The sequence below is a fragment of the Pseudoalteromonas luteoviolacea genome (genome assembly GCF_000814765.1).
In the GTDB taxonomy this organism is placed as follows: domain Bacteria; phylum Pseudomonadota; class Gammaproteobacteria; order Enterobacterales; family Alteromonadaceae; genus Pseudoalteromonas; species Pseudoalteromonas luteoviolacea_H.
Genome location: NZ_JWIC01000005.1, coordinates 619,958 through 644,660, shown reverse-complemented (window position 1 = coordinate 644,660; position 24,703 = coordinate 619,958). Strand labels below are relative to the sequence as shown.

24 protein-coding genes are annotated in these 24,703 nt (G+C 42.7%); 15 read left to right on the top strand and 9 right to left on the bottom strand.

What is annotated here, in order from left to right:
* Positions 1–453: 453 nt before the first annotated feature.
* Complete coding sequence (locus JF50_RS10255; protein ID WP_039609329.1) at positions 454–1,758, bottom strand: anti-phage deoxyguanosine triphosphatase; 1,305 nt, start codon at positions 1,756–1,758, stop codon at positions 454–456.
* 257 nt (positions 1,759–2,015) lie between these two features.
* Between JF50_RS10255 and JF50_RS10250 the strand changes: the two genes are divergently transcribed.
* Positions 2,016–2,840: a glucosaminidase domain-containing protein gene (locus tag JF50_RS10250; RefSeq protein ID WP_039609328.1), complete on the top strand. Its 825-nt coding sequence runs from the start codon at positions 2,016–2,018 to the stop codon at positions 2,838–2,840.
* A complete protein-coding gene (locus tag JF50_RS10245; protein ID WP_039609327.1) occupies positions 2,830–3,474 on the top strand; it encodes a DUF2987 domain-containing protein in 645 nt (214 codons plus the stop codon). The genes JF50_RS10250 and JF50_RS10245 overlap by 11 nt, the downstream gene beginning before the upstream one ends.
* Positions 3,475–3,562: 88 nt before the next feature.
* Here the strand turns inward: JF50_RS10245 and JF50_RS10240 are convergent, their stop codons facing one another.
* Positions 3,563–4,729 carry a putative manganese transporter gene (locus JF50_RS10240; protein WP_039609575.1) on the bottom strand — a complete coding sequence of 389 codons (1,167 nt, stop codon included), beginning with the start codon at positions 4,727–4,729 and terminating at the stop codon, positions 3,563–3,565.
* A gap of 72 nt (positions 4,730–4,801) precedes the next feature.
* Entirely contained in the window at positions 4,802–6,430 is a 1,629-nt protein-coding gene (locus JF50_RS10235) for a M28 family metallopeptidase (protein ID WP_039609326.1), read from the bottom strand.
* A 193-nt stretch (positions 6,431–6,623) separates the two neighbouring features.
* Between JF50_RS10235 and JF50_RS10230 the strand changes: the two genes are divergently transcribed.
* From JF50_RS10230 to JF50_RS10220, 3 genes are read left to right on the top strand one after another with little or no spacing between them, the layout of a single operon-like run.
* Positions 6,624–7,466, top strand: a complete 843-nt coding sequence (locus tag JF50_RS10230; protein ID WP_052262231.1) for a DUF3025 domain-containing protein — start codon at positions 6,624–6,626, stop codon at positions 7,464–7,466.
* Positions 7,432–8,220 carry an ATP-binding cassette domain-containing protein gene (locus tag JF50_RS10225; protein ID WP_039609325.1) on the top strand — a complete coding sequence of 263 codons (789 nt, stop codon included), beginning with the start codon at positions 7,432–7,434 and terminating at the stop codon, positions 8,218–8,220. Before JF50_RS10230 ends, JF50_RS10225 begins: the two co-directional genes overlap by 35 nt.
* Positions 8,213–9,424 (top strand): ABC transporter permease, encoded by a 1,212-nt coding sequence (locus JF50_RS10220; protein WP_039609324.1) that lies wholly within the window; start codon positions 8,213–8,215, stop codon positions 9,422–9,424. The genes JF50_RS10225 and JF50_RS10220 overlap by 8 nt, the downstream gene beginning before the upstream one ends.
* A 3-nt stretch (positions 9,425–9,427) precedes the next feature.
* On the opposite strand, the gene JF50_RS10215 is transcribed toward JF50_RS10220, so the two are convergent.
* The 3 genes from JF50_RS10215 to tsaA form a co-directional block, all read right to left on the bottom strand.
* Complete coding sequence (locus JF50_RS10215; protein ID WP_039609323.1) at positions 9,428–10,228, bottom strand: UDP-2,3-diacylglucosamine diphosphatase; 801 nt, start codon at positions 10,226–10,228, stop codon at positions 9,428–9,430.
* A gap of 153 nt (positions 10,229–10,381) precedes the next feature.
* Positions 10,382–12,103 carry a proline--tRNA ligase gene (locus JF50_RS10210; protein WP_039609322.1) on the bottom strand — a complete coding sequence of 574 codons (1,722 nt, stop codon included), beginning with the start codon at positions 12,101–12,103 and terminating at the stop codon, positions 10,382–10,384.
* Between the two features lie 94 nt (positions 12,104–12,197).
* Entirely contained in the window at positions 12,198–12,929 is a 732-nt protein-coding gene (tsaA, locus tag JF50_RS10205; protein WP_419177504.1) for a tRNA (N6-threonylcarbamoyladenosine(37)-N6)-methyltransferase TrmO, read from the bottom strand.
* 151 nt (positions 12,930–13,080) lie between these two features.
* Here tsaA and JF50_RS10200 point away from each other — a divergent pair, with 151 nt between their 5' ends.
* On the top strand, positions 13,081–13,527 hold the full coding sequence (locus tag JF50_RS10200; protein WP_039609320.1) for a hypothetical protein: 447 nt from the start codon (positions 13,081–13,083) through the stop codon (positions 13,525–13,527).
* 125 nt (positions 13,528–13,652) lie between these two features.
* On the opposite strand, the gene JF50_RS10195 is transcribed toward JF50_RS10200, so the two are convergent.
* Together JF50_RS10195 and JF50_RS26040 are read right to left on the bottom strand one after the other, a co-directional pair.
* A complete protein-coding gene (locus JF50_RS10195) occupies positions 13,653–14,165 on the bottom strand; it encodes a hypothetical protein (RefSeq protein ID WP_039609319.1) in 513 nt (170 codons plus the stop codon).
* Positions 14,166–14,206: 41 nt separating this feature from the next.
* Positions 14,207–15,547 (bottom strand): hypothetical protein, encoded by a 1,341-nt coding sequence (locus tag JF50_RS26040; RefSeq protein WP_080760206.1) that lies wholly within the window; start codon positions 15,545–15,547, stop codon positions 14,207–14,209.
* Positions 15,548–15,841: 294 nt separating this feature from the next.
* Here JF50_RS26040 and JF50_RS27145 point away from each other — a divergent pair, with 294 nt between their 5' ends.
* Both JF50_RS27145 and JF50_RS10185 read left to right on the top strand, forming a co-directional pair.
* Complete coding sequence (locus tag JF50_RS27145) at positions 15,842–15,982, top strand: hypothetical protein (RefSeq protein WP_160290464.1); 141 nt, start codon at positions 15,842–15,844, stop codon at positions 15,980–15,982.
* A gap of 134 nt (positions 15,983–16,116) precedes the next feature.
* A complete protein-coding gene (locus JF50_RS10185; protein WP_039609318.1) occupies positions 16,117–16,566 on the top strand; it encodes a hypothetical protein in 450 nt (149 codons plus the stop codon).
* Positions 16,567–16,886: 320 nt separating this feature from the next.
* Here JF50_RS10185 and JF50_RS10180 read toward each other — a convergent pair whose 3' ends face one another.
* Positions 16,887–17,873 (bottom strand): transposase, encoded by a 987-nt coding sequence (locus JF50_RS10180; protein ID WP_039609317.1) that lies wholly within the window; start codon positions 17,871–17,873, stop codon positions 16,887–16,889.
* A gap of 238 nt (positions 17,874–18,111) precedes the next feature.
* Between JF50_RS10180 and JF50_RS10175 the strand changes: the two genes are divergently transcribed.
* From JF50_RS10175 to JF50_RS10145, 7 genes are all read left to right on the top strand, one after another.
* Positions 18,112–18,909, top strand: coding sequence for a hypothetical protein (locus JF50_RS10175; protein ID WP_039609316.1), 798 nt, complete (start codon positions 18,112–18,114; stop codon positions 18,907–18,909).
* A 12-nt stretch (positions 18,910–18,921) separates the two neighbouring features.
* The gene (locus tag JF50_RS10170; protein ID WP_152614505.1) at positions 18,922–19,707 is read left to right on the top strand and encodes a hypothetical protein; all 786 of its coding nucleotides are present in this window, start codon (positions 18,922–18,924) and stop codon (positions 19,705–19,707) included.
* Positions 19,708–19,731: 24 nt separating this feature from the next.
* Positions 19,732–20,502, top strand: a complete 771-nt coding sequence (locus JF50_RS10165) for a hypothetical protein (RefSeq protein ID WP_039609314.1) — start codon at positions 19,732–19,734, stop codon at positions 20,500–20,502.
* A gap of 32 nt (positions 20,503–20,534) precedes the next feature.
* Positions 20,535–22,844: a cadherin-like domain-containing protein gene (locus tag JF50_RS10160; protein WP_039609313.1), complete on the top strand. Its 2,310-nt coding sequence runs from the start codon at positions 20,535–20,537 to the stop codon at positions 22,842–22,844.
* 49 nt (positions 22,845–22,893) lie between these two features.
* Positions 22,894–23,217 (top strand): hypothetical protein, encoded by a 324-nt coding sequence (locus JF50_RS10155; RefSeq protein WP_039609312.1) that lies wholly within the window; start codon positions 22,894–22,896, stop codon positions 23,215–23,217.
* A 139-nt stretch (positions 23,218–23,356) separates the two neighbouring features.
* Positions 23,357–24,229 carry a helix-turn-helix domain-containing protein gene (locus JF50_RS10150; RefSeq protein WP_039609311.1) on the top strand — a complete coding sequence of 291 codons (873 nt, stop codon included), beginning with the start codon at positions 23,357–23,359 and terminating at the stop codon, positions 24,227–24,229.
* A gap of 94 nt (positions 24,230–24,323) precedes the next feature.
* Positions 24,324–24,701, top strand: a complete 378-nt coding sequence (locus tag JF50_RS10145) for a hypothetical protein (RefSeq protein ID WP_039609310.1) — start codon at positions 24,324–24,326, stop codon at positions 24,699–24,701.
* Positions 24,702–24,703 lie beyond the last annotated feature (2 nt).

Below are 24,703 nucleotides of genomic sequence, written 5' to 3'. Positions count from 1 at the left end.
TATATTTATGTTTTTTGTTTATTAATCACTAAGCCGTATAAGTAAAGAATTTTTCGAATATATACGGCTAAGCCATTATTTATGGCATCACAACGATGCCAACCGGTTGTACATTTCCATGTTGCGTACCAGTTGCGTCCTCCATTGACGTGTCTAGTTACTTGCTTGTTTAGTGTCGCACTGTCATTAGACCATTTTTTTAAAGTTGTCTTTTTGTAGTTTTAATTTCATTGTTAGTCCTTTTTGAGATGGGTTAATACCCTACACAGGCCAGTATTTGTGTATAAAAAGCAAACTACACAATCGTGACAATTTAGCGTGTGAGTAAAACGATGTGTCTGATGTAAACAGTGCTCACATATCTGTGAGGATAGTGAAGCTGCCCCTTCATTATTTAGCGAACAAGCGTACAGGCAAAGCTTAACCGCTTCATTTGATCAGATCTCAACAGACTTATATTCTAGCCATGCTATTACTAAACAAACGTGCATGGCAGCGTCTTGCGTACTCATCAGTCATACCAGACAAATAATCAGCAAGCACGCGCATCTTTGCCGTGTCACCTTTAGCATGCTCGTACTGAGATTGTGCAGTGTAGGGCAGTAAACGCATCGGATCGCTGGAAAATGCATCAAATAAGTCAATCAGCATATTCTGACCGCTAAACTCAATTTGCTGCATGGTCGGCTCCCGAATGAGTCTTTGATACACAAATTGTTTGAGCACCTTGAGAATCGCTTCAAATTCATCGTTGAGTTTGACGGTATTTTTGAGCAATGGATCGTCAAAATCTGCTTCGTGCTGAACCAAAGCGCAGTGAACAATGAAAATGTTGACCAGTTCGCCAATGGCGTCTTTTCTAAGTGGTTCATCATCAGAGAAGAGGCGATGCGTTAAACTTGATAGATTCTGTTCAAGCCAAGGTGAGTCAATTTGTTTGAATTCAGGCATCGCATAGTTATACCAATCGCGCTCACTGAGTGTGCCAGTGGCAATTGCATCTTCTAAATCATGCACTGCATAAGCAATGTCGTCTGCATATTCCATGATAGCCGCATCAAGGGATTTGTAGATAGTCTTACATTTAAACTCATCAATGGGATTGTGCGTTGTGAAAAGGGCTTTATCTTTATTGGACAAAGGCGTCAGGATCCAATCAAAAACGTCTTTATCACAATCGTAAATGCCCTTAGCGGGGAACCATTTTTGCGTGTAGATAAAGCGCTGATGCGAGTTAATGCTCTGTGGTTTAAGCTGCAATGCAGAGATGTGCGCCGGATACTTTATAAAACCGAGCAGCGTACGTCTGGTCAAGTTCATACCGTAGCCATTTGAATAGGGCTCTAATTTGGTGACGATCCGCAGCGTTTGTGCATTGCCTTCAAAGCCCCCGTAATCACGCATCAAATAATTGAGCGCGATCTCTCCGCCATGACCAAAAGGCGGATGACCAATATCGTGTGCAAGACAAATGGTTTCAATGAGGCTAGCAGAGGGGAAGTGCTCAAACTGAGGGTTTTGCAGTTTAAGGTGGCGCAATAGCCCTGTTCCTATTTGAGATACTTCTAGTGAATGTGTTAGCCGTGTCCTGTAAAAATCATTGACGCCAATGCTCATGATTTGCGTCTTTGATTGCAGACGCCTAAAAGCAGCTGCATGGATGATCCGAGACCGATCTACTTGCCATGCAGAGCGATTATCATTGGGGCGATTCTTTACTTGATCTAGCAATCTTTGTTGCCATACGGGCTGGGTCATAAGGTACTCTACGTGGCTGGTTATTGTCTTATTCCATCTTTGTAAGCTAAGTATAGCGATGCAAAGTTAAAAATGTAATTACTTGGTGTGATTGGAAAAAAGCTTATTTTAGCGACGGATTGGCGTAAATTCGCGTTTAACTGCGATTGTTGCTATAATCGGTCGCCGTTTTATGAGATGAACTAAGTACAACGAGTCTTTCTCTGACAAAGGAAGTTCAGATAGCTCGTTTGGTAGGTACTAGTGAGAGGAGAATCATGCGTTCTAATTTGATCAAGATTTTATTAATTGCAGTTTCTTTGTACGCAATTATATATCCATTTATAACCGAACCACCGGAAAAGCCAGAGCCAGTAGAAGTACCAGAAGTTATCGTTGAGATCCCTGAAGTCGAATTACCTGAGCAGCCATTACATGATGTTCAGCTGCCTGACTTTGCGTCTATTAAAGACATTGCGACTAAGAAAAAGACCTTTTTCGATTTCATTAAACCTCATGTAGAGGCTGAAAATAAGGTTATTTTGCAACAAAGAGCCAGTATTGAAATTGCATTGATGATGTTGCAGTTTGACGAGTCACTCAGTGATGTGCAGATTGAACGTGTAAAGACTATCTTTCAACTTTATAAGATAGATCAAGAAGAGATCACTGTTCAGAGTTTAAAATTGGCCCTTGATAGAGTTGATATTATCCCTAAAGAGTTAGCATTAATGCAGGCGGCCAATGAGTCCGCTTGGGGTACGTCTCGATTTGCACGCATTGGTTTAAACTTTTTTGGGCAATGGTGTTACCGTGCAGGATGCGGGATGATCCCGAAGCGTCGTGCTGATGAGGCCGCGCATGAAGTGGCGGCATTTAAATCGGTCAGGGCATCGGTTACCTCGTATTTTAGAAATATAAATACACATGATGCTTATCGAGAGCTCCGCGCAGTTCGCGCACAGTTGAGGGCGGATAAAAAAGAGATCATTGCAACGGCTTTAACACCAGGTTTAATGTCATACTCTGAACGTGGACAAGATTACATTGAAGAACTCAATGATATGATCAGACATAACAAGGCTTATTTTGATGAAGAATAGGATCCTACCATTGCTACTGCTATCTAGTAGCTTTGGTTGTTTCGCAGAAGAGTTTGTGGCTTCTTATGAAGGCTTTTATGACCGCCTAAAGGTAGTCAAAAAAGGTGATTTCGAGTTTGCTCGAGTGAACTTCTATTTGGTTGAAGGTGAAAGTAAACAGCCATGCACCATTGCAGAGGGAAACATAGTTACTGAACAAGCTTCAATGTCACTGCACTACACTGAAAAAGCACAGTTAATGTTACCTATTGACGAAAAGCTTGATAAAGACAAGGCCGTGGTGGTTGTAAAGCCTGAGACTGCAACTTATTGTGAGATTAAGATCCAAATTGAATCTGCACATTTTGAAAATCAGCATTTAACAAAGCAAAAGCTATATCAGCTACATACAGAGTTTGAGACTTTATTGAGTGATTTATCAGGTGTGTTTGTGGGTAAGCTACTGTCGTTTATGTTGCCCGAGCAAAAAGGCGTCACTGTGGAGTTTGCAAACAATGTCGCTTTAAGTGGTGAGGGCGTCAGCTGTGAATTGAATCGTTGCCGTTTTCATGTCAGTGACAGCTGGGAAAATGATAATACTCGATTTAATGTGCTTTCTGACTTGATCAGTGTTAAGCCTTGGATAGAAAAGTAACATGTGAAGTTTTAACTATGTCACACATGAAAAAGCGACCATGAGGTCGCTTTTTTGTTGTGGTTGTGAATATGCGAATTGAAATTGGTTAAGGGAGGTTCCAGTAGTAAATCCCATACCCGACAAACAAGGCGGGTATTGCTGAGTACGCCGTTGCCAAAAGTGCTGCTTTTGGTGCAAGGGCAATCGCTGGAAATAACGCATCGCCATCATTTGCGACAGCGTTTGCCGCCAACGCACTAAATGGCAATACACCTTGAATATATAAACTCGTGACCACAATTTGCGGGCCACAGCCTGGCAGTAACCCAATCATGATCGCAATGAGCGGTGCGTAAATCGCATATTCTGTGAACCAAGCCGCTAAGTCCAAGCCAAATAAAGCGACCGATAGCTCATAAATCATAAAGCTTGCCACTACCCAAGCGGTGACAAAGTGCGTGTCTTGAAGGATTTTAGCTAATCGAGAAGGGGGCTTAACCTCTTCTTCTTCTGCTGTAATTTGTTTATACGTTTTTCCTTTAGATGACAAAGCCCAAATAACAACCGCGAAGATAGCCATGCCTGCACCGAGTAATTCGATAGGTTGCTCAAATTGTCCTAAATCCATGTTGAATGCCATTACTAACGAAATCGCAATGCAAGGAAATAACACGATTTTCCATACTGGCTCACTCATGCGTACTGCAAAAGTAGGCGGATCGCAGTCTTCTACTTGTTTGTCGTTGGCTTTGGGTCTGCAATAATCAGCTTTGTGAAAAAGGTTAACGGCCAAACCACTTAAAGTGCCTACTGCAATACCTAATAAAATAATAGCCATGCCTTCAAGCGGCTTTTTTGCTAACAGTAAGAACGCGGCATCACCCATGGTGGCAGTCAGTACTGCGACCACAGAAGCGAAGCTTGCTTGTCCTTTGGTAAATTGGGTAACAACAATGATGGCTCCGCCACAGCCGGGTAAAGCGCCAAGTACAGCTGCCATGGTGACTTCAAGCGCTGGAGATTTTTTATTTAAGTAACTGAGTTCTAACTGGGGAAGCTTTTCAACGAGGTAATAATAAATTGCTAAGGTACCTGCAACAAACACACTGACCTGAAAAAAAGCGTCTGCTAGCGTGCCTAACGCAATGTCACGAATTGGGGCATAAAATAAGGTTGCTATCAATAAAAGTGGCAATATCAACCGCTTATTTGCAGCCAGATAGGCAAATTGAGAAGCCGTCTTGAACGGATAAGAACGAGAGTATGAGAGCATATAGTGCAACCGGTAACCTAATAACAGTTGCACTTTAGTGTTAAATTAAATGAAAATCAATATCATTTCCATTTATTTTCTTTGGAATTCAGACGTTGCACTCCAAGTTGGCCACGCTTCTTCTTGAGAAATTAAGTAACCAGCTTTGAAAAATAGCTGAAGATCTTGGACTGCGCCACTGAGATCCCATTCTTTTCTGTATCGGTCACATGGCTGGTGGTAACAGCCACGCAGTACAAGGCTCATACGCTTACGATATTTTGCTGTAGCATCGTCGAATGGTTCATGACCACCACCTGCATACATAGCTGGGATCCCCATGTTAGCAAAAGCAAAGTGGTCTGAGCGGTAGTAAATACCCGCAGATGGATTTGACTCATTGGAGATGGAACGGTTTTGCTCATCAGCCACTTCTTTAAGCACGCCATCTAGTGATGATTTACCAAGGCCAACAACGCTGATGTCTTTAACTTTACCAAGTAAGTTAAGGGCATCTAGGTTGATATTTGCAACGGTTTGGTTTGCTGGAATGACCGGTGTTTCAGCGTAGAATTTAGAACCTAATAAACCTTGCTCTTCAGCTGTGACCGCCAAAAAGGTGATCGAACGATCTGGGCGCTGCGGTAATTTAGCAAATGCTTCAGCGACTTCAATGATGCCGCCTGTGCCGGTCGCGTTATCGTGTGCACCGTTATAAATTTTATCGCCTTTACGGTTAGGATCGACACCTAGGTGGTCCCAGTGCGCAGAGTAAATGATGTGCTCATCTGACTTTTTAGCGCCCGGTAGTGTAGCGATAAAATTATATGATACAGACTTTTTAATGGTACTTTTTACATCGACAGACGCAGTTAAGTCGCCCATATCTACGTGATATGCACCTTCAGCTGCTTTCTTTTTGGCTTCTTCAAAGTTCAGACCGGCATCAGCAAAGAGCTCTTTTGCAACATCAACGCTGATCCAACCTTCAACCGCAACGCGGTCCATGTTGTTGTTCTCTTTTTGGAAACCAAATTGCTCGCCGCTCCAAGAGTTCTCGACCACTTCCCATGGATAAGACGCAGGCGCTGTTTCATGAATAATGATGGCACCTGCCGCACCTTGACGGCTTGCTTCTTCATATTTGTACGTCCAACGTCCATAGTAAGTCATGGTGTTGCCGTTGAAGACTTTAGGGTCCTTTGTTGCGTAGCCCGGATCGTTTACTAGCATAACAACCGTTTTGCCTTTTACATCCAGACCTTCGTAGTCATTCCAGCCATATTCTGGTGCATTCACACCATAGCCAACGAATACTAATTCTGAGTCGCTTAGAGACTGTGCAGGGCTAATACGGCTGGTGCCCATGACCATGCCTTTTTTGTACGGGTAGCTGCGCTCACCGATTTTTAGCGTCATGTTTGGATCGGCTTCGATTGATACCAGCGGTACCTCTTGCAAAAAGCTATTGCCGTTGCCCGGCTCATAACCCAATGCTTTGAAATGTTTAGTCAAATAAGCAAGCGTTAGCTCTTCACCTTTACTTGATGGCGCACGGCCTTCAAATTCGTCAGAGGCAAGCGTTTTGATGTGTTCACCTAATTGCTCAGCATTAATACTATTGTATGCCGTGACAATGTCTTCAGGTGTGTTGCTTTTCGTCGTTGCACAGCCTGCTAAAATGGCAAGCGACAAAGCACTCAGTGTTAATTTTAGTTTCATGACCTTTCTTTTTTATGAGATTACTTCCGAGCTAATTAATACCATAATTGCAAAGTAAATTCGACTTTAGCCGATGTATGGCGCTAGGTAGGTGGAAAAGAACTCAGACGTTATTTATATTTTTGCGCCGTCGCGTGTATTTGGTAAAATGCGCGCAATAGTACAATTTGCGAAATGAGCACGCACAGTCAGCATGAAAAAATTTACTCCCCCTGAAAATTGGCAAAATCAATTGTTTGCGCAAGCCCCTTTTGCGCATTTACAGGCAATATTTAATTTACAAGCCTTTGATACCTGGCCAAGCTTTGAGTGGTTAAATGCACAGATCAATCAGCAAAACGCTCAGGGTAAGCATATTGTGTTCACTGAAAACAGTAAGCTGGAAGAAGAAACACGCTACTATGAGGAGATCATTGCGCAAACCGGTCAGGTGCCGACACGAGAGCATAACTGGCACGACTTTTTTGGGGCGATGATCTGGTGCTTATTTCCAAAAACGAAAAGTCTACTTAATACACTGCATATTGAAGAAATAGCACTGCACGGCTTAAAAGAGCGTAGTCGCAAACGCAATGCATTAACCTTGTTTGATGAGTGTGGATTAGTACTCGCGGTGCCTCATATGCAATGGCAAGAAGATTTGCGTTTGCATTTATGGCATGACGCGTTTTTTGTGCAACAAGATAAGTGGCATAAAGAAGCCCGACCTTTTATTTTTGGTCACGCCAATTACGAAATGCTGACTAACCCGTTTATCGGCTTAACGGGCAAATTGCTATGTATTCAAGTTGACGAGTCCTTTGCTGCACTCCCTTTACTTGAGCAATATGCACACCTGGACAGCCGCTTAGTCGAATTGATCACAATGGATAAGGTGCTGGATGACAATAAACAGATGTCACCCATTCCGTTATTGGGCATACCTGATTGGCACTATGATGAACAAGACGAAGCGTTTTACGCGGATGAAAGCTACTTTAGGCCTAAAAGAAGGAAGATAAGTGATAGTAGTAAACGGACTGAAAAAACGCTTTAAGCTCGCAAAAGAGTTAGAAAACACCACCAGTCGTGGCGACGCAAGGCAGCGTGATGGCTTCTTTCACTCTGTGGAAGATGTATCTTTTCGCTGTGATAGAGGTGAAGTATTGGGGCTGCTTGGCCCCAATGGTGCGGGGAAAACCACCACGTTACGCATGTTATCAACCGCACTGAAGCCTGATGCAGGCAGCATTGAAATATCTGGACATAACATCGTCAAACACCCATTAAAAGGTCGAAAAGCCATTGGCTTTTTATCTGGTACTACGGGTTTATATGGTCGCTTAACGGCAAAAGAGAATGTCGAGTACTTTGCCAAATTGCATGGTTTAAAAGGTAAAGCCCTTAAAGTGCGCTGTGATGAGTTGTTTAGTCAATTAGCAATGGACGACTTTTTAGATAAGCGGGCAGAGCATTTATCAACGGGCATGAAGCAAAAAACCAATATTGCCCGAGCTGTGGTGCACCAACCGGATGTGGTGGTGCTGGATGAGCCAACCACAGGTTTAGATATTATGACCAAGCAAACCATTATCCAGTTTATTCGTGAGCTTAAATCTGCGCAAACCCCAGTGGTTTTTTCTACACATCACCTTGATGAAATCGCGTTATTATGTGACAGCGTGTGCTTGATAGATAAGGGAAAAAGCCGTTTTTCTGGCAGTATCGAGGCGTTTAAAACCGCAGGGCAGAGTACTGAACTAAACGATGCGTTTTTGAATATTGTTAATCATGGATGTGCAGATGTTTGAAGTGTTTTTAAAGGAAGTCAAAGAGCTACTGCGTGATAGAAAAACCCTGTTTTTTGTCATCGCCCTGCCCATTGTTATCTTCCCTATTTTATTTGCTTTGCTTGGGTTTTTAGCGTCAAAGACCACTTTTGAAGCTGAGCAAAAAGTGCATACTTACTACCTTGCCAATGCAGACCTCTTTCCAGAGTTTGCACAAATGCTGTTTTATCATAAAAGCTTTAAACCGTATGAAGGGGATGAGCAGTTTGACAGCATCGATGCATTAAAAGCGGCAGTAAAAGCGGGGAAAATAGACGTGGGTATTGAGATCCCAAAACAGCAAGACAAGCAGGTGAGCGTTTCACCAGAGCAAGCTGTTTGGCACGTGGTATTTAATGATGCCCAATCGATTAACTTTGTATATAAGCGATTGGAAAAGCTCATTAATAAATACGCCGCTGGCATTCGCTCTGCGACGTTAGAAGCTTTAGGGGCACCTAAAGCGCATCATAGTGCAATTCTAAAACCGATCACCATTACCAAAGTAGATACCGCGGACATACGTGAAAATTATGGTGAAAAGCTTGGTGCATTAATTCCTTATATGTTGATCCCGCTTGTTTTAATGGGCGCAAGTTACCCTGCGATTGATTTGGGCGCCGGGGAAAAAGAGCGCGGGACCCTTGAAACCTTGCTGTTGACGCCTGTGACACGCACGCAACTGGTACTGGGTAAGTTTTTAACAATATTGGCCAGCTCCATTGCCTGTGCCCTAGTGACCGTTTCTAGTATGGCTATTTGGATAAGTATTGCCGGCGGAATAGGGGTGTTAGATACCATAAAAGACGCATTTTCCAGTGTGACCTTTGCCGACTTTATGCTGATTTTTGCGCTGTTACTGCCTGTGGCTGTGATGCTCTCATCCTTGGTGTTGGCCATCTCAATCTATGCGCGCTCGTTTAAAGAGGCACAAAACTATATGGGGCCCTTGAGCATGCTGGTGTTCGTGCCCATTGTCGTGTCGGTGATGCCAAATATGTCGCTCAATACCACTACGGCTTGGATCCCCATTACCAATGTATCCTTGGCGATTAAAGAAATCATCAAAGGCACCGTTGACTACAGTGCCGTGATGATGATTTTTGTTGCCTCAGCACTGCTTGCTGGGGCATTGCTGATGTTTTGTATACGCTGGTTTAGTAAAGAGTCTGTGTTATTTAGATAGCAATTAGGCGGCTTTAACGCCGTCTAAATTTTGTGTGTCTAACTCAACGACATTCAGTACTTTTTGTATATCAGACCAGTGCAGTAATTCAATACGGCCTTGCTCGTTTTCGACAAGTGCAGTGCAGTTTTCTATCCAGTCACCATCATTACAATATACGATACCATCAGTGACATTAATTCTGGGCTGGTGAATGTGGCCACAGATAATGCCATCCATGCCTTGCTTTTTTGCTTCGTGCACAGCGGCTTGCTCAAATGCCGCAATCGCTGCGCGAGCTTTATGCACTCGGTTTTTAAGCCAAGAGGCCAGCGACCAATAATGACCACCATAGAGCTTTCGAACACGGTTGGTCCAGCGATTTAAAAACAGCAAAAAGTCATAGGCTTGATCGCCAATAATACTGATTAATTTATTGTAGCGGGTGGCCGAGTCAAAATCATCGCCGTGTAGCAATAAGAAACGTTTACCTGCTGAGGTGGTATGCACGTATGTGTGGTGCACTTCAACATTAAACAGCGTCATATCCACATAATTGCGAAATGTCTCGTCGTGGTTACCCGGGATATAAATGACACGCGTACCTGCCTCTGCTTTTTTCTGAATACATTCTAAAACTTGATAGTGGCTTGGGTGCCAATAGAACTGCCTTTTTAAAGACCAAAGATCCACAATATCGCCCACTAAATACAAGGTATCGCAGCGGGTGCAATTTAAGAAGTCCAATAAGAATTCAGCCTTACAGTCTTTGTAGCCAAGGTGCACATCTGAAATCCATATGCTGGGGTAGTAAGTTTGCTCCATCTTGTTTACTCTCAAGCGTAATAATGTCTACGGTAAAGGCACGAGATGACAAACTTTTATCAGTATTGAGACGCTAAGATGACATTTTCTGCAAAGGTAGCCGGTAAAAACAAAAAACGCGCCATGTAGGCGCGTTTTTAAAGTAGGGGAGAGTTAAGCCATGAGCTTAGTGATTTCAGCAACTGCTGAATCAATGTCTAACATGACTTTTTCACCAGTACGGCGGTTTTTCAGCTCAACCTGATTGTTATCAAGGTTACGCTCACCAATGACTAAGGTGAATGGTACACCCACGAGTTCCATATCGTTGAACATGACACCTGGGCGCTCTTTACGATCGTCAAACAATACTTCAAGACCTGCTGCTTTTAAATCCGCATAGAACTTTTCTGCGATATCAGGAATACGGTGAGACTTATGCATGTTCATCGGAACGATTGCGATGTCGAATGGTGCTAGGGCTTGTGGCCACTTAATACCAAACTTATCGTGGTTTTGTTCAATCGCCGCAGCCACGATACGTGATACACCAATACCGTAACAACCCATGGTCATGACTTGGTTTTTACCACTTTCGCCGAGTACACCTGCATTCATTGCTTCTGAATACTTGCTACCAAGTTGGAAGATATGACCAACTTCAATACCGCGTTTGATTTGCAAAGTACCTTGTCCACAAGGGCTTGGATCGCCTTCAACCACGTTGCGAATGTCAGCAGTGGTGAACTCAGCGACATCGCGGCCCCAGTTAATACCACTGTAGTGCACACCGTCTTTATTTGCACCGGCAACAAAGTCAGACATAACAGCAGCGCTGTGGTCAACAATCACTGGTATATCAAGGCCTACTGGGCCAAGTGAACCAGGTTTTGCACCAATTGCAGCAACGATGTCTTCTTCTTTTGCCATTTCAAGCGGAGAGTCAACAAGCGGCAGCTTTTCAGCTTTTAGCTCGTTTAATTCGTGATCGCCACGAACGATTAATGCAACCAGACCACGCTCACCGTCTTCGTTTTCAGCGCCGTATACAATCAGTGTTTTAACGCCTTTGCGCGCTTTAACACCGTGTTGTTCAGCAAGCTCTGCGATGGTTTTTGCGTTTGGTGTATCGAATGTATTCAGTTCTTTGCTTGGCTCTGCGCGCTCAGTTGCAGGCGCTAGGGCTTCAGCTTTTTCGATGTTTGCCGCGTAATCACTTTCTGTGCTAAATGCGATTGCATCTTCACCAGACTCAGCAAGTACGTGGAATTCGTGTGATACGCTACCACCAATTGAACCTGTGTCAGCAATAACTGGACGGTAATCTAGACCTAGGCGCTCAAAAATATTGCAGTATGCTTGGTGCATCACTTGATATGTTTTTTCAAGGCAAGCGTCATCTAGGTGGAAAGAGTAAGCATCTTTCATGGTGAATTCACGTGCACGCATTACACCAAAACGCGGACGCACTTCATCACGTACTTTAGTTTGTACTTGATAAAGTGTTAAAGGCAATTGCTTATAGCTGCTTACTTCTTTACGTACAAAGTCAGTGATCACTTCTTCGTGCGTTGGGCCAAGTGCAAATGGACGATTGTGGCGATCGGTAATTCTTAGTAGTTCAGGACCAAACTGTTCCCAGCGGCCAGACTCTTCCCACAGATCAGCAGGCTGAATGACAGGCATCAACATTTCGATTGCGCCAGCTTTTTCCATTTCCTCGCGTACAATAGTTTCTACGTTACGAAGTACTTTTAAACCTGACGGCAACCAAGTGTATAAACCTGAAGCGAGTTTGCGGATCATACCCGCACGTAGCATTAGCTGGTGGCTGACCACCTCGGCATCAGAAGGCGTCTCTTTAAGAGTCGCTAAAATATATTGACTGGTACGCATGCTTGTTCCGTTCAATGTTATGTGTTTTTAATTAGGCACGTAGTTTAACAGTGCCTAAGGTGCTAAAAAAGAGTTATTTTCGCTGTAAAGATATTTAATCTTGTGGTTTTTTGGCAGTTTGCGGTTTCTCAGCGCTCACTTCGATGACATGGTTATGCTCATCTTCAACTTGCCAGCGAATATTGAATTCGTACAGACTCATGCCATAGCTTTGTGTTTGCTGTTTTTTCTTTTTATAGGCAGGTCTTGGATCTTGTTTTAAGACGTTGCTGATAAAGCTCATTAGCTCGGGATATTGTCGCTGCTTTTCGATAAAGTCTTGGGCTTGCTCACTAAATGACACCGTCATTTCGGTTTCAGGGCGCGTATCGGCAAATCCCGCCGAGGCATTTTGCAGTGCATCTGAATAGGGCAGATAAGGTTTGATATCCACAATTGGCGTGCCGTCGAGTAAATCTATGCCAGAGAGCAACAGTGCCAATTGGCCATTTTTATATTCAACACCTTCTAGCTTGACTGCGCTCATGCCAATGCCATTTGGCCTAAAAGTTGCGCGGGTAGCAAATACGCCTTTGCGCTCATTACCGCCCAGCCTTGGTGGGCGTACCAGCGCCGAATAGCCTTTGTCAGCGGTTTCGTGGAATCTAAATAGCAGCCAAAGATGGGTGAACTCTTCAATGCCTCGTACAAATTCTTCACGGTTAAATGCATCGCTGAATATCAGCTTTGCGGTGGCCTCTGGTACCAGTCTTGGTTGTCTTGGAATGGCAAATTTTTGCTTATAAGGAGATTCTATATGGCCAATGGCTTCAACTTCAAATTGCACGATAGCAGGCTCTGTGGATTAAAAGCCGTATTGTATCGCTTTGTATATGGCGCAACAAATTTAAATTTTATAACAGGGCGTGTAATAAAGTGTAATGTACACTCGAAAAATTACCCGCATAATTATCCTAAAAAACGAAACGGATAAAGCGATGTACTTTGCGCGATTTGGCGAGCTGATGTTGACGAGTGATGAAATGGAACTAATTGGTGAAAGAGCCCTTGGTTTTAAAAACAGCATTACCCCTATCTCGAGTGAACGGGGTAAGCGTACAAGCTTAAATAAGCCAACTCACAGTAATGAAGAAATTTCTGCGTTTATGGAAATAGCAATCCGCGCATGCAAAAAGCACCTGTGCCAAAATAGCCCGATCCGCAGCGCGGTCATTTTGGAGCTACAAAAAAACAGGCAAGTCTTGATGAGCACCTTTAGCGGTATCAAAGAAGGCAGTATAAGCCCATGTAAACTTAGCCCTGTATTGCAATCCTACACAGAGTCTATTTCTGCCAAGCTGCTTCCTGACACCTTGTTGCCAGCCAGTGATTTAAAGACTGCGATCAGTACAATCTTATTTGAAGTAGCCAGAGAGAGTGTGTAACACGCTCTCTGTTTTTACTTTTTATAGTTTTATTTGACACGGCTTTTCGCAAGCTATTTTTTACTTAACTGATCGGCATTACGTTTAATTAAAGCGCTCTTTTTGTTTTTAGTCTCGTAACTGGTTTAATTCGCGTGTTTCAAAAAGTCGTAGATAAAGCGCTGGGCGTTGCTGGCGCTTAAGTCTTCGCTGTATTGGTTGCCGCGTTTGCCAAATAGGTAAACTACTGGCCAGAAGGCGACGGTGGCGGTAACGTCGTATTCGTAGTCAAAACTTTTACGTCTACCGTCGGGGTAGGTAACGTCGAAGCTAAGGCGATAGGTGCTTGAGGTAAAACCTGGGACTATGCCTAAAGTAAGGCCAGTGATAAAATAACTAAAGGTGCCACTGCTGTCGATTTTGCGACCATAAATTTTGATGGTGGTGTTGGCGTTGTCGTTTTGATTAAAGTAACCTGTGCCTAATAGATCTCGTTTGGTACCATCTAAGTCGGTGACTATATTGACGTCGGTGGCCAGTACATTACTGTATGCTTGCAGTTGCTGGGAGTCTATCTGGTCATAGTCGGCTGAGAAGTCGCGGGCGACACAGCCTGTGCCTACTATTACTGAAAGTGCTAGTAAAATGAGTAAACGCATTGATTTTCCTCGTGTTTATTTTAACTATTTAAAGTGTATTGTTACTGGGCGCAAACCTTCCAGCCTGTGGTGTCTATGTCTAATAAATGGGCGCAATGGCAAGAGTTTAACTTGACGACATCTATTTTTCGGCACGCTTGTCGCTGCTTTTCCAGCATGGCTTCACGTTTGGCGATACGCTCGGCGGCTTCGCGTTTACGCTGCTCTGCTATCTGCTTTTGTTTGGCGGTCACTTCGGCCTGATAGTGGCGCTTTTGTTCGGCACGTTTGGCTGCTTCCATGGCTTTTTTTTCCTGTTTTTTTTGCCTACGCTCCTGGTTTATTTTATCTACTTTTTGCTGGTCGGATTTGGCCTGTTTGGCGATGGCAACTACGTCACTATACTCTGAGTTACTAAAGCTTTTGCCTTCGCTTTCTAATTTGCGCATGGCGCGGTTTAAGCAGTATTCCCAGTCGCCTTTTTTACTGTAATAGGGTTGATAGCAGGCGGTGCTTTTGCCTGACGGGCTGTCGCGCTCTATTTCTTTTAAGTCTTGCTCGCTGGTTCTGTCATTCACAAACATTTGACCAATGATACCAAGCTCGACAAATTGCCAGCACAGAGGATATTGTGGGGTGTCCCATTGGGTCAGGCAATAACCACCATAACCGCCGTCGTTATTAGCGCGGCACTCATGGCAGCGGCGACCGAGCAGCTCTTTGTAATGGCTTAACTGTCCCATGGCGGAGGCGTTACCGGTTACTTTTTGTTGTTCCTGTTCCAGTGTTTGTATTTGCTGATCGATATTGCGGGTGATTTGTGCTAACTGTTGCTGTTGCTGTTGCCTGACCAGACGTTTTGCTCTGTTGTGATCGTCACTCCAGCTGGTGTCTTTGCCATAGCTGTAGTTGGTCAAGGAACTTTGGCCTGAGGCGTTTAACTGGTAGCTCTCGCCATGACGCTGGCCACTTTTATACTGGCTGATGGTGAGTTGATTATTGCCGCTACGAGTGCTCATTTCGCCGTCGGGCTTGCCATTGCTCCAGCTGCCATAAGCGCTGGCGTAATCGTTAAAGCTTAAGCCTTTACCGTGGAGTTTGCCATTTTGGAACTGGCCTACAAAGTAGCTGCCGTCGGTGTTGTCGAGCCGCCCTTGCCCTGTCATTTCGCCGTGCTTAAACTCGCCTTCGTAGCGAAAACCTGCTCCTTGTAATATACCTTTGCCGTGTGGCTTGCCATTGTGTACCTGCCCCTTATATTTACTGCCGTCAAGCTGGGTATAAAAGCCCTGAGCGTCGGCCTGAGTCTGGCGCTTGCCTTGCAATATTGAAGTGTCGGGGTTTTTAAAGGCACAGCCTGAGTGTAGGGTCAGGCTTAGTAGCAAGCAGAGAATACGACACATAGTGAGCAAAGCTTCGTTGAGTTTTTAAGCAAATAATTATAGTTGAATTTTCCTACTAGTGTGAATGGCTGTTAAGTATAGTGATGATAGTGCTTAGCTATGCTATTAATTTACACGTTTGTTCAAATTTTATTTATGTTAATGAACTTCTGTTAAATTTATCCCCTAACCCTGGGTACAGAAAACCGCAAGTTTGTCACTTGCTTCGTCTATTCTTTTTAAAATTACCAGAGTAGTAGGTGATTTAGCCGTCCGCTTATTGTGTTTATTGCCTTGCTTTGGGGAGGTTGTGGGATGCGTATAAATTTTAATCATATCAGCGAGTTAAAAGGCTTCTCTGCTAAGAATAAATCAGCTGTAACAGGCACCATGGTGCTGTCTGTATCTTTCCCAAAGCCTGCCAAGTTATACATCCTCCTCATGCCCACTCACTAAATTACTCATAAATTTCACGCTTAATACAGTACAAAGCGCATTCCATGCATAATCCAGTTTGGGATAAATTTTTAATTAGCCCTACGATAGCTCTGCCATATGGCATTTATTCAAATTAAATAGTGAGGTGTTGTTTGAAAAAAACAATAACGATTGAAACAATCTTAGTGATAATAACTGGCGTACTACTGACACTGATGCGATACAGTGAAGGTGGTATTAATTCTATAAATAAAATGGCCGAAGGCATAGAAACAAACCCTACGGTTATTTATATGCTTTTCGCGCTTCTTGGGCTTGCTATTATCAGTCGGTTGCTAAGAAAATTTTATGGTATCAATACCTATAATTATAATGCAAAAATGCAGTTTGTAGAGGAGGTATGTGAAGGTGTTGGGTCGGGCCTTTTGGGTATATATCGCTTAATAAGCGGCATGGCGATCACAGTTCCTTTTATCTGGTATTTCACCGATAGAGATGCATTTTTGTGGCAAAAAGGCTTAGGCATATTATTGATTGGTATAATATTTTTTGCTGGTCTGCTTATGTTTTCGTGGGCTAATAACAAGTCTAAAGGCGATTAAAAGTCATTCATGCAATGTTGCAAAGCTCCGTGTTTACGGGGCTTTTTTCATGCTCGGGTTGTGATAGCAATAATAAGTTGAATAAGTTGGGACATGAATAAGTTGGGACAGGCACTTTTTAAACATCAAAACTAAATAAAGGACAGGCACTTTTTAATCAGCCAATATCATCATAGGCATGAGTTTAGAAAGTACATCTTCTAGGGTTAGGTGACCTAGTCACATTGAGGTTTGTTGAAAGCAACTCATTTGAATAGGAATATTTTCATTTTTATAAACAAGCAATGCTTAAAATGGCAGACGTAAAATCGCGTTAAATACTATCCAACACCTTTGTACCAGTTCGCATCATTTTTGGCTGCATGCGCTTGCAGCGCAGTTTTAGAACCAACAAAATTCCCATACTGTGTCCCATAATTTTGTATTTTATCTAACCAAGCTTTCTCATCAATATTGAGTAAAGTAAGTATTTTGGGAGTATTTTTTGGGATGTAACCTTTCTTTTTGGGGTGAACATGTCGGCCTGTCCAGTCAACTAGGTCAAAGTAATCCAATAATGAAAATGGCAATGTGTGCGCTTGCTCCCTTGTACCAAAAGGTTGTAGTGATATAGGTTGCACAGAACCTTGTAATTTTTCATTTTGTTTTGACTCTTTTGATTTTGCGTTTTGGAACTGTTTCAATCGCTCTTGAATCGAAGTAAAGTCACTGTCTTCTAGCTGATTTGCCATATTCGCACGTATAGGGTTTAAATCCACATATGCCATGCAGTTTAGTAGAGCATTTTCATCTAACAACGCTTGAGATTTATATCTTCCTTCCCAGTACTTTCCTGTGCAGCTATCCTCTTTGTTTGCTTCTTTTGCGATAAACTCATTAAGGTTTTTCATATACCAACTAATGTCATAAAGTCTTGTTCGCCATTTTGCGATCAGTTCAGATACTAGTAGTTGCTCCGTCTCGCTCAGGATTTCTCCTTGTAAATATCTATCAATGATAGGGCGACCTTTATAAAGCTGATACCACCTCGAAATTACTTCATCATCTGACCATTCGAGTGCCTGAAGTCGATTCACTTTAACAACGAGATGATAATGGTTGCTCATGATGGCATAAGCCGCGACTTCAATAGCAAATATACTGCTTAATAGCTTTACGCGCTCCACTAACCAAGTACGTCTATGGTCAAAGTTTTTACCAGAATATTTATCATCACCACATAAAAATGCGCGGCGAACGCAGCGTGCAATTAGGTGATAATATGGTGTAGCCGACAAGTCTATCAACGCCTTCCTTGCTCTTGTCATTTTTGAACCCTTCTTTTTTACTGGATATGTAAACAGTAGTTGAGATGCGTAATTTAAGCAAAGAATTTATGTCTGTCCCAAACTTATCCAAAAGTTGGGACAGGCATTTTTTAATCCCCACAAATTTGTGCCTGTCCAAAACTTATTCCATCAGTCAGGATTTAATTATATGTATTAATACCTGTATGGGGTACAATGTGCTTTATAAGGACAATTAATTATTTTGAAAAGCAAATTAATGAAAAAAAATATCTTCCTGTTGGTCTCGCTAGCTATGTCTAGTGGTGCCATTGCTGCATCAAGTGTTGAGCAACTAGAGGTGTATGGTGATACGGTCACATTTACTTTATCAGCGCCTAAACAGCATACACCGCCAAGCTGTGTGAGTGTTGACAATCACAACAAATGGGCAATCAACTTAAACTCCTTACAGGGACAAGCTATGTATAGCTTACTGGCGTCTGCTGTCTCCAAAGGGCAGTTAGTGTCGGTACGTTCTGCAAATCGCTGTGAGTCTTCCCCAGATATAGAGCAAGCTGCGGGGGTGTCATTGTCGACTAATTACCAAAGCCCACTTACAACCCAACAGCCCTCTATTTATAAAGGGGACGGAGTAACAAAGTTAGGTACAGTGATAGGTTTTGACGGCGGGAGAGCTTACTTCATCCCCAACGGTGGCTCAAATAAAGTTTGGTCATACATAAAGTATCAAACGAATAATGCTAACCCAATATTTTTAAACCCGCAGTGCAATGGGGATGCGTATCATGATTGGATCCCAGGGACTCCAAGCTATATTCCGGAACTTGATAAATATGTGGCAAAGTCAAACAACAACCTTGCTGAAAACCGTTTGAATACAAAAGGTAATACACCTGTTTATGCTTTAGTGTATAAAGATAAATGGCAAAATCTCGAGTATAAATATGAGTGTGTAGCTCAAAACAAGGTAGCCAGTGAATACAGTAGCTCATATTCAAAACTTGAACCTATGCCTCACCCACTATGTGGTGACAGTGCCTGTTTTCTTAAATAATAAAAAATATCTATGAAATATACATGCTTAACTTTGCTGGCGGCAATTATGTCGGCCAGTACAATTGCTGCGTCTTCTATTAGCCATCTTGAGGTGGCTGGACAGACGGCTATTTTTACTCTTTCTAACCCTAAAACCCATCAGATTCCAAATTGCGTTAGTGCGCAAAATCATGAAAAGTGGGCCGTTAATCTTAACTCTTTACAAGGGCAAGCGACTTATAGTTTGTTAGTGACAGCCCTATCAAAAGGGCAATTTGTTACGGTTACCTCAGCCAATTATTGTGATACTGATTTAGCAATTGAGATAGCAAATGGTGTCTCACTTACTGCGAATACTGATCGTGATGTAACCCATGCATTAGCGCTTTATAAAGGCGATGGTACAACAAAAATAGGTAAGGTGATTGGGTGGAGTGATAAACATCATGGGTATTTATATACTCCCCTCACAGGTAGTATTAAACCGGATTCATATTGGCATTATTCTAAAAGACTTCCAGACTATGCTGTATTTATTACACCTGATTGCTCAGGTGATATGTATAAGAGGTACTACGAAAACAACCATTACCCTCTTCATTTTTACGAGGCTGTAAATTCATACTTAACGTATGCAGATGGAACTCAACACGGAGATAAGCTTTCTGATCATGGGGAGTCACGAATGTACCATCTGCTTGATGGTATCACCTGTCAGGTTATTACAGAAAATTTTGCCCACATTTATTCGCAGTACCGCAAAATGGTAAAAACTACCCACCCTCTGTGCGGTGAAAAGCCGTGCGTTATCAAATAAACTCATTGGAAGAACCTTGTTAGTATGAAATACCTATTTTTGCCCATGTTCGCTTTGAGCATTAACAGCGCCGTGGCTGCATCATCCATCAAACAACTCGATGTATTGGGCCAAACTGTGACATTCACATTGGCTGAGCCCAAGTCACATCAAGTCCCAAATTGTGTTAGTGCGCAAAATCATGAAAAGTGGGCTGTTAATTTAAACTCATTGCAAGGCCAGGCTATGTATAGCTTGTTGGTCACTGCGGTATCTAAAGAGCAGTTGGTCTCTGTACAGTCTGCACAATCCTGTGAGTCAATTTCGGATATTGAGCAAGCAAAAGCGCTCTCATTAATGGTTAATAGCACGATTGCCTCTGGTGAACATGCGGCTTTGTACGATGGCACTGGGGTAAAGAAAGTCGGTAAAATCATCCTCACAAATGGCAATAATACATTTTATTATGTGCCTGTATCTGGCGCTACAGAAGGTAAAACCTATACAAAGTTCAATGAAATCGATATGTATTTCATCGACAGTGCATGCCAAGGTGATGCATTCCTGTCAATAAGGTATCACAGTCAAGTTTACTATTCAGAGCGTCTTGCTACACACCTTGTAATTCCTGAGGGCGATAACCGGGAAAACTCTCTCTCATCTCAAGGGGCAAAGCCAGTTTACCTATATTCAGTATCTCAAGGTAAATGCATCGATCAAAACAGAATTGCCAGTAGCTATACACGTTGGGGGGAAACGAAACTGCAACGGGTTGCACACCCTGTATGCGGCGACAAACCCTGCATTATTAAATAACTCAAGCACAAATAAGAGAATAAGGAGCGCCAGTGAAAAAGGCTGTATCAATTATAATTACGTGCTGGGTCTGTTTATTGAGTATGACGGCAGGTGCATCGGGATTAGAGTTTCCGATCCATTTGCAATTTACACTTAAAAACTTGCATGACCAAGCCAGTAAAAATACAAAACCCGTGGTCACAAGCGACTATGTGACGTTACAAGAAGATGGCACAGGAGAGTTTGATTTTCTCAGTAATGACTCTGATAAAGATAAGGATCTGCTTAAAATTGTCGCGGCATCGGCATTACATGGTGAAGTCCGCCTATTACCTAACGGGCGTGTGCAATATATTCCTGCCGCGCATTTTAATGGCCAAGATGAAATAACCTATTTATTGTCAGATGGGCGTTCAGTGCCTATCGAAGGTACCGCCTTTATTACCGTTAATTCGGTGAATGATGCGCCTTTGACGACAAATGATGAGGTGACCCTAATCGCCAACACACAAGTGAATATTGATGTGTTGGCAAATGACAGTGATATAGACGGCGATGCATTAACGCTCTCAGAGGTATCTGCTAAGCAAGGGTACGTATTGATTTCAAATAATTTGGTGCAATATACCCCTTACTTTGATTATGACGGTCCTGATGTGATCACCTATTCGGTTAGCGATTCTAATGGTGGTGTTTCAGTGGGCTCAGTTAGCGTCACCGTGTTGAAAGAGAACAAGCTTCCGCCTATTATCACAGCTCAGCAAGCATTGCATATGGACGAAGACACTCAATTTGAATTGAAGTTGTCTCATTTTGTTTATAGTGATGTGGACTCATTGCCAAAAGACATTCGCCTAGAAGTTGGCAGTGGAACAAATTATCAAGTCAAAGACTTAACGGTGATACCTAATAAACACTACTATGGTGAATTGAGCGTGCCAGTCACTTTATTTGATGGAAAGCATCGCTCAGAGGTATTCAACGCGACACTGACGGTAGCGCCGATTAATGATCATCCAGACGCAGGCAGGATCATTTTGGATATTGTAAAGGGCGAGAAACTAACTTTGCATATGTCAGGTATGATGCATGATCCTGATATTAACTACCGTCATGAGAGCGGTCTCGACCCGAGGCTTGAGCAATTTAGGTATATTTTTAACAAAGATGCAACAGGGGCTGATGACAAGGGCTGGACAAGGCAAGGCGGGCGCTTTTTGCAGATACCCGGTGAGCGTAATGGACATGTTGAGTATATCCCTCCAAGCGACCCGAGTATAACTAGAGATAGTGTTTTCTTTTTTGTATACGACGATATGGGAGCTCGCTCTGGGCGAGGAGATATTGTCATAGAAATAAAAGAGTCAAAGTCATCTCCGGTGATAAGGTCCCATTACAATATTCCTGCTGTTTTAGAGGATCAGCCGTTTAGCCTAGATATGAATGCATTTAGAATTCTTTATCAAGGTTCTTTGAGCAACAATCATCAACTCAATTGGGTGATACCAAATGAGCTGGGTCGTTATACCTATGATGCAGCGACCAACTTGATCACCATTGATCCGTTGTTTGAAGGCACGGACCTTAACGTATTTGTTCAAGTCAGTGATGGTGCATCCAACTCAAATAAATATCGTGTGCCAGTGCGACTTATTCAAGTGAACGAGGCCCCTATAGTATTTGATGCTGAGTTTACACTCATAGGGCAACAGTCCGGTGAAATTCATTTTAGGACGGGCATGTTAATTGATCCTGAAGCGCAAGCCGCGCCCGGATTGCTCGACCGCTTTACTTATCAATTTATGACCCCGTCAGGCAGTGCCGATAACAAAACTAAGCTTGGCAAAATTGTGCGTGTCCCAGGTCAGCCTCATGGGGTATTTAGATATGTTGCCGACTCGGGTAGTACAGGCAAAGAAGTAGTACCCTATTGGGTCACTGATGAGCAGGGTTTGCAATCACAGAAAGGGTTTATACTTTTTAATCTGGAAAATAACGAACCAGATCCTGGATTGGAAGAATTTGCGCTAAACATTGACAAAGCGACTGCCAAAGCGGGTGATTCGGTAACATTAAGTTGGCCAGTGCAAGCACATGCGACAACCTATCGAGTATGGCATAAAGTCGATGCTGGCCAGTGGCAAGTGCTGAAATCAAACGCACAGGCTGGGCAACATCAATTTGTATTGGGTCAATTTAATGTCAGTACATATTATGTTGAGGCTTGTACCGCCACAAATCAGTGCTGGCGCTCTAAATCGACCTCGCTAACTCAAACCAAAGGCAAAGGAGGTAAAAAGCAGGTGATTTTTATCCACACCGATTTGCTTGGTAGCCCAGTAGCTGAGTCAACTAATTGATAAAATAGGGCCTTGCAGCTGCAAGGCCAATAAAAATAGAAGTGAATACATGAGAGCATTTGTTTTTTTAAGTGCACTATTGCTGAGTTTTAAGGGTCTTACCGCAGAGCAGCAGTATTTAGTGACACAAGTGGACATTCAAGGTGAAGTCGTTTTGTTTAAGACGCACCCACAAAAGCAGGTAACGCAATTAAGCTGTGTTGAGCCAAGTTTACAAGCGCATTGGGGAGTGGACTTAAATGTCCCGGGAAATGTAAACATTTATAGCTTGGTACTTGGCGCATTTGATAGTCAAACACCCGTGACAATTACAAGTAAACAAGCTTGCATTGCAGGCGTGGAAGCTGTTAAGGCCATTGGTGTAATTAAGTAAATTCCTGTCAACGCGCGCAAGCACAGTATGACCTGTGCTTGTGTGCGTTTATGTTATCAATCGTGACAGGCAGAAAATTAGGACAGGCACAACCCATTCCTTTACACTGTTTGGTACCCCTCAAAGTTAACTTAGTAAGATGACATCAGAACATACACCGGTTTTAAAAACCTTGCGCTACAACGCTCAAGTCGTGATGGGATTGAGGCAGTTTTCTGCGCCTTTGACTTATCAAGATGGCTTAGTCAATGAAGCTCGGTTGATCCATATCTTCAAAGGGCAATCATCTTTAATTTGCGCCGGTAAAACCATCTCTTTAGAGCCGGGAGATACGTTACTGATGAAGGCGGATAACTTCATTAATCGCTGGTTGGACAGCCCACAAGGTAACGCAGTGGAATTTGTGGGAGTGAGGTTAACGCAGTCATTAATTCAATCAATATACGAGAAATCATTACCTGAAAAGTTTGTAAGTAATTACTCATACATGGGTGGTTCACGATGTGATTCAGCCGCGGTGATCCCAAAACACACGTTACTTAATGGATATTTTACACTGCTAAAACAGTACATTGCTCAGCCAGATGGCATCACAGACACTTTAATCGCATTAAAGATACAAGAACTGATAGAACTCATTATACAAGTTGATGTTAACGGTCAATTCACGCCATTATTGAGCGAACTCTTTTTACCTAAACAACCTAAGTTACAGAAGGTTGTACAGGCACATTTATATTCTCCGTTAAAGGTCGAAGAGATGGCATTTTTATGCCATATGAGCACATCGACATTTAATCGAAAATTCAAACAAGTGTATGGTACGAGTGCCAATAAGTACCTTGTATTAAAGCGTTTAGAAAAAGCGGAGCAATTAATTAACACCACCAATGAGCGTGTCACTGATATCGCGCTTGAGTGTGGCTTTGAAGAACTGAGTTACTTTTCAAGGGCGTTTAAAAAGCACTTTAATATCACGCCTAGTGAACTGAGAAAAACACGGTCTGACTGAATAGTGCAAATCAGTGACCGAATAGTGCAAGTTACACTGAATCAGCTCAAATAATATGTTTGCTATTAATTCGCAGATATATAGGCATATTATTATGATCAAATTCGCACAATTGCTATGTGGCATATTTGTACTTATTTTAGGCTCAGCGGCATTAACGGCGATGTTGTTTCCTTCCGTGATTAATGAACCCAGTGGTTTTAACGCTGTGACAGAGTATGGGTTTACTAATCTACGTACACTGGGGGCGCCCACGTTAAGTTTGGCGATAATTACTGCCATAGGCATTTATAAAAAATCATGGTTACTGATTTTACCCGCATCGATGTACTTCTTTTTTAACTTTTCAGCGAGAGTCATTTCAACGATGGTTGAAGGGTATGAACCTGTGATGCTCTTTGGGCTTGTATTTACATTTTCACTCTTTATCACTTCACAAGTTGCGTTACACCTATTTAGAAAAGCCAATTAGCT

Bases quoted from the DNA above. Each gene is read 5' to 3' on its own strand.
- JF50_RS10255 (WP_039609329.1), bottom strand. From the start codon at position 1,758: ATGACCCAGCCCGTATGGCAACAAAGATTGCTAGATCAAGTAAAGAAT.
- JF50_RS10250 (WP_039609328.1), top strand. From the start codon at position 2,016: ATGCGTTCTAATTTGATCAAGATTTTATTAATTGCAGTTTCTTTGTAC.
- JF50_RS10245 (WP_039609327.1), top strand. From the start codon at position 2,830: ATGAAGAATAGGATCCTACCATTGCTACTGCTATCTAGTAGCTTTGGT.
- JF50_RS10240 (WP_039609575.1), bottom strand. From the start codon at position 4,729: ATGCTCTCATACTCTCGTTCTTATCCGTTCAAGACGGCTTCTCAATTT.
- JF50_RS10235 (WP_039609326.1), bottom strand. From the start codon at position 6,430: ATGAAACTAAAATTAACACTGAGTGCTTTGTCGCTTGCCATTTTAGCA.
- JF50_RS10230 (WP_052262231.1), top strand. From the start codon at position 6,624: ATGAAAAAATTTACTCCCCCTGAAAATTGGCAAAATCAATTGTTTGCG.
- JF50_RS10220 (WP_039609324.1), top strand. From the start codon at position 8,213: ATGTTTGAAGTGTTTTTAAAGGAAGTCAAAGAGCTACTGCGTGATAGA.
- JF50_RS10215 (WP_039609323.1), bottom strand. From the start codon at position 10,228: ATGGAGCAAACTTACTACCCCAGCATATGGATTTCAGATGTGCACCTT.
- JF50_RS10210 (WP_039609322.1), bottom strand. From the start codon at position 12,103: ATGCGTACCAGTCAATATATTTTAGCGACTCTTAAAGAGACGCCTTCT.
- JF50_RS10200 (WP_039609320.1), top strand. From the start codon at position 13,081: ATGTACTTTGCGCGATTTGGCGAGCTGATGTTGACGAGTGATGAAATG.
- JF50_RS10195 (WP_039609319.1), bottom strand. From the start codon at position 14,165: ATGCGTTTACTCATTTTACTAGCACTTTCAGTAATAGTAGGCACAGGC.
- JF50_RS26040 (WP_080760206.1), bottom strand. From the start codon at position 15,547: ATGTGTCGTATTCTCTGCTTGCTACTAAGCCTGACCCTACACTCAGGC.
- JF50_RS27145 (WP_160290464.1), top strand. From the start codon at position 15,842: ATGCGTATAAATTTTAATCATATCAGCGAGTTAAAAGGCTTCTCTGCT.
- JF50_RS10180 (WP_039609317.1), bottom strand. From the start codon at position 17,873: ATGACAAGAGCAAGGAAGGCGTTGATAGACTTGTCGGCTACACCATAT.
- JF50_RS10175 (WP_039609316.1), top strand. From the start codon at position 18,112: ATGAAAAAAAATATCTTCCTGTTGGTCTCGCTAGCTATGTCTAGTGGT.
- JF50_RS10170 (WP_152614505.1), top strand. From the start codon at position 18,922: ATGAAATATACATGCTTAACTTTGCTGGCGGCAATTATGTCGGCCAGT.
- JF50_RS10165 (WP_039609314.1), top strand. From the start codon at position 19,732: ATGAAATACCTATTTTTGCCCATGTTCGCTTTGAGCATTAACAGCGCC.
- JF50_RS10155 (WP_039609312.1), top strand. From the start codon at position 22,894: ATGAGAGCATTTGTTTTTTTAAGTGCACTATTGCTGAGTTTTAAGGGT.
- JF50_RS10150 (WP_039609311.1), top strand. From the start codon at position 23,357: ATGACATCAGAACATACACCGGTTTTAAAAACCTTGCGCTACAACGCT.
- JF50_RS10145 (WP_039609310.1), top strand. From the start codon at position 24,324: ATGATCAAATTCGCACAATTGCTATGTGGCATATTTGTACTTATTTTA.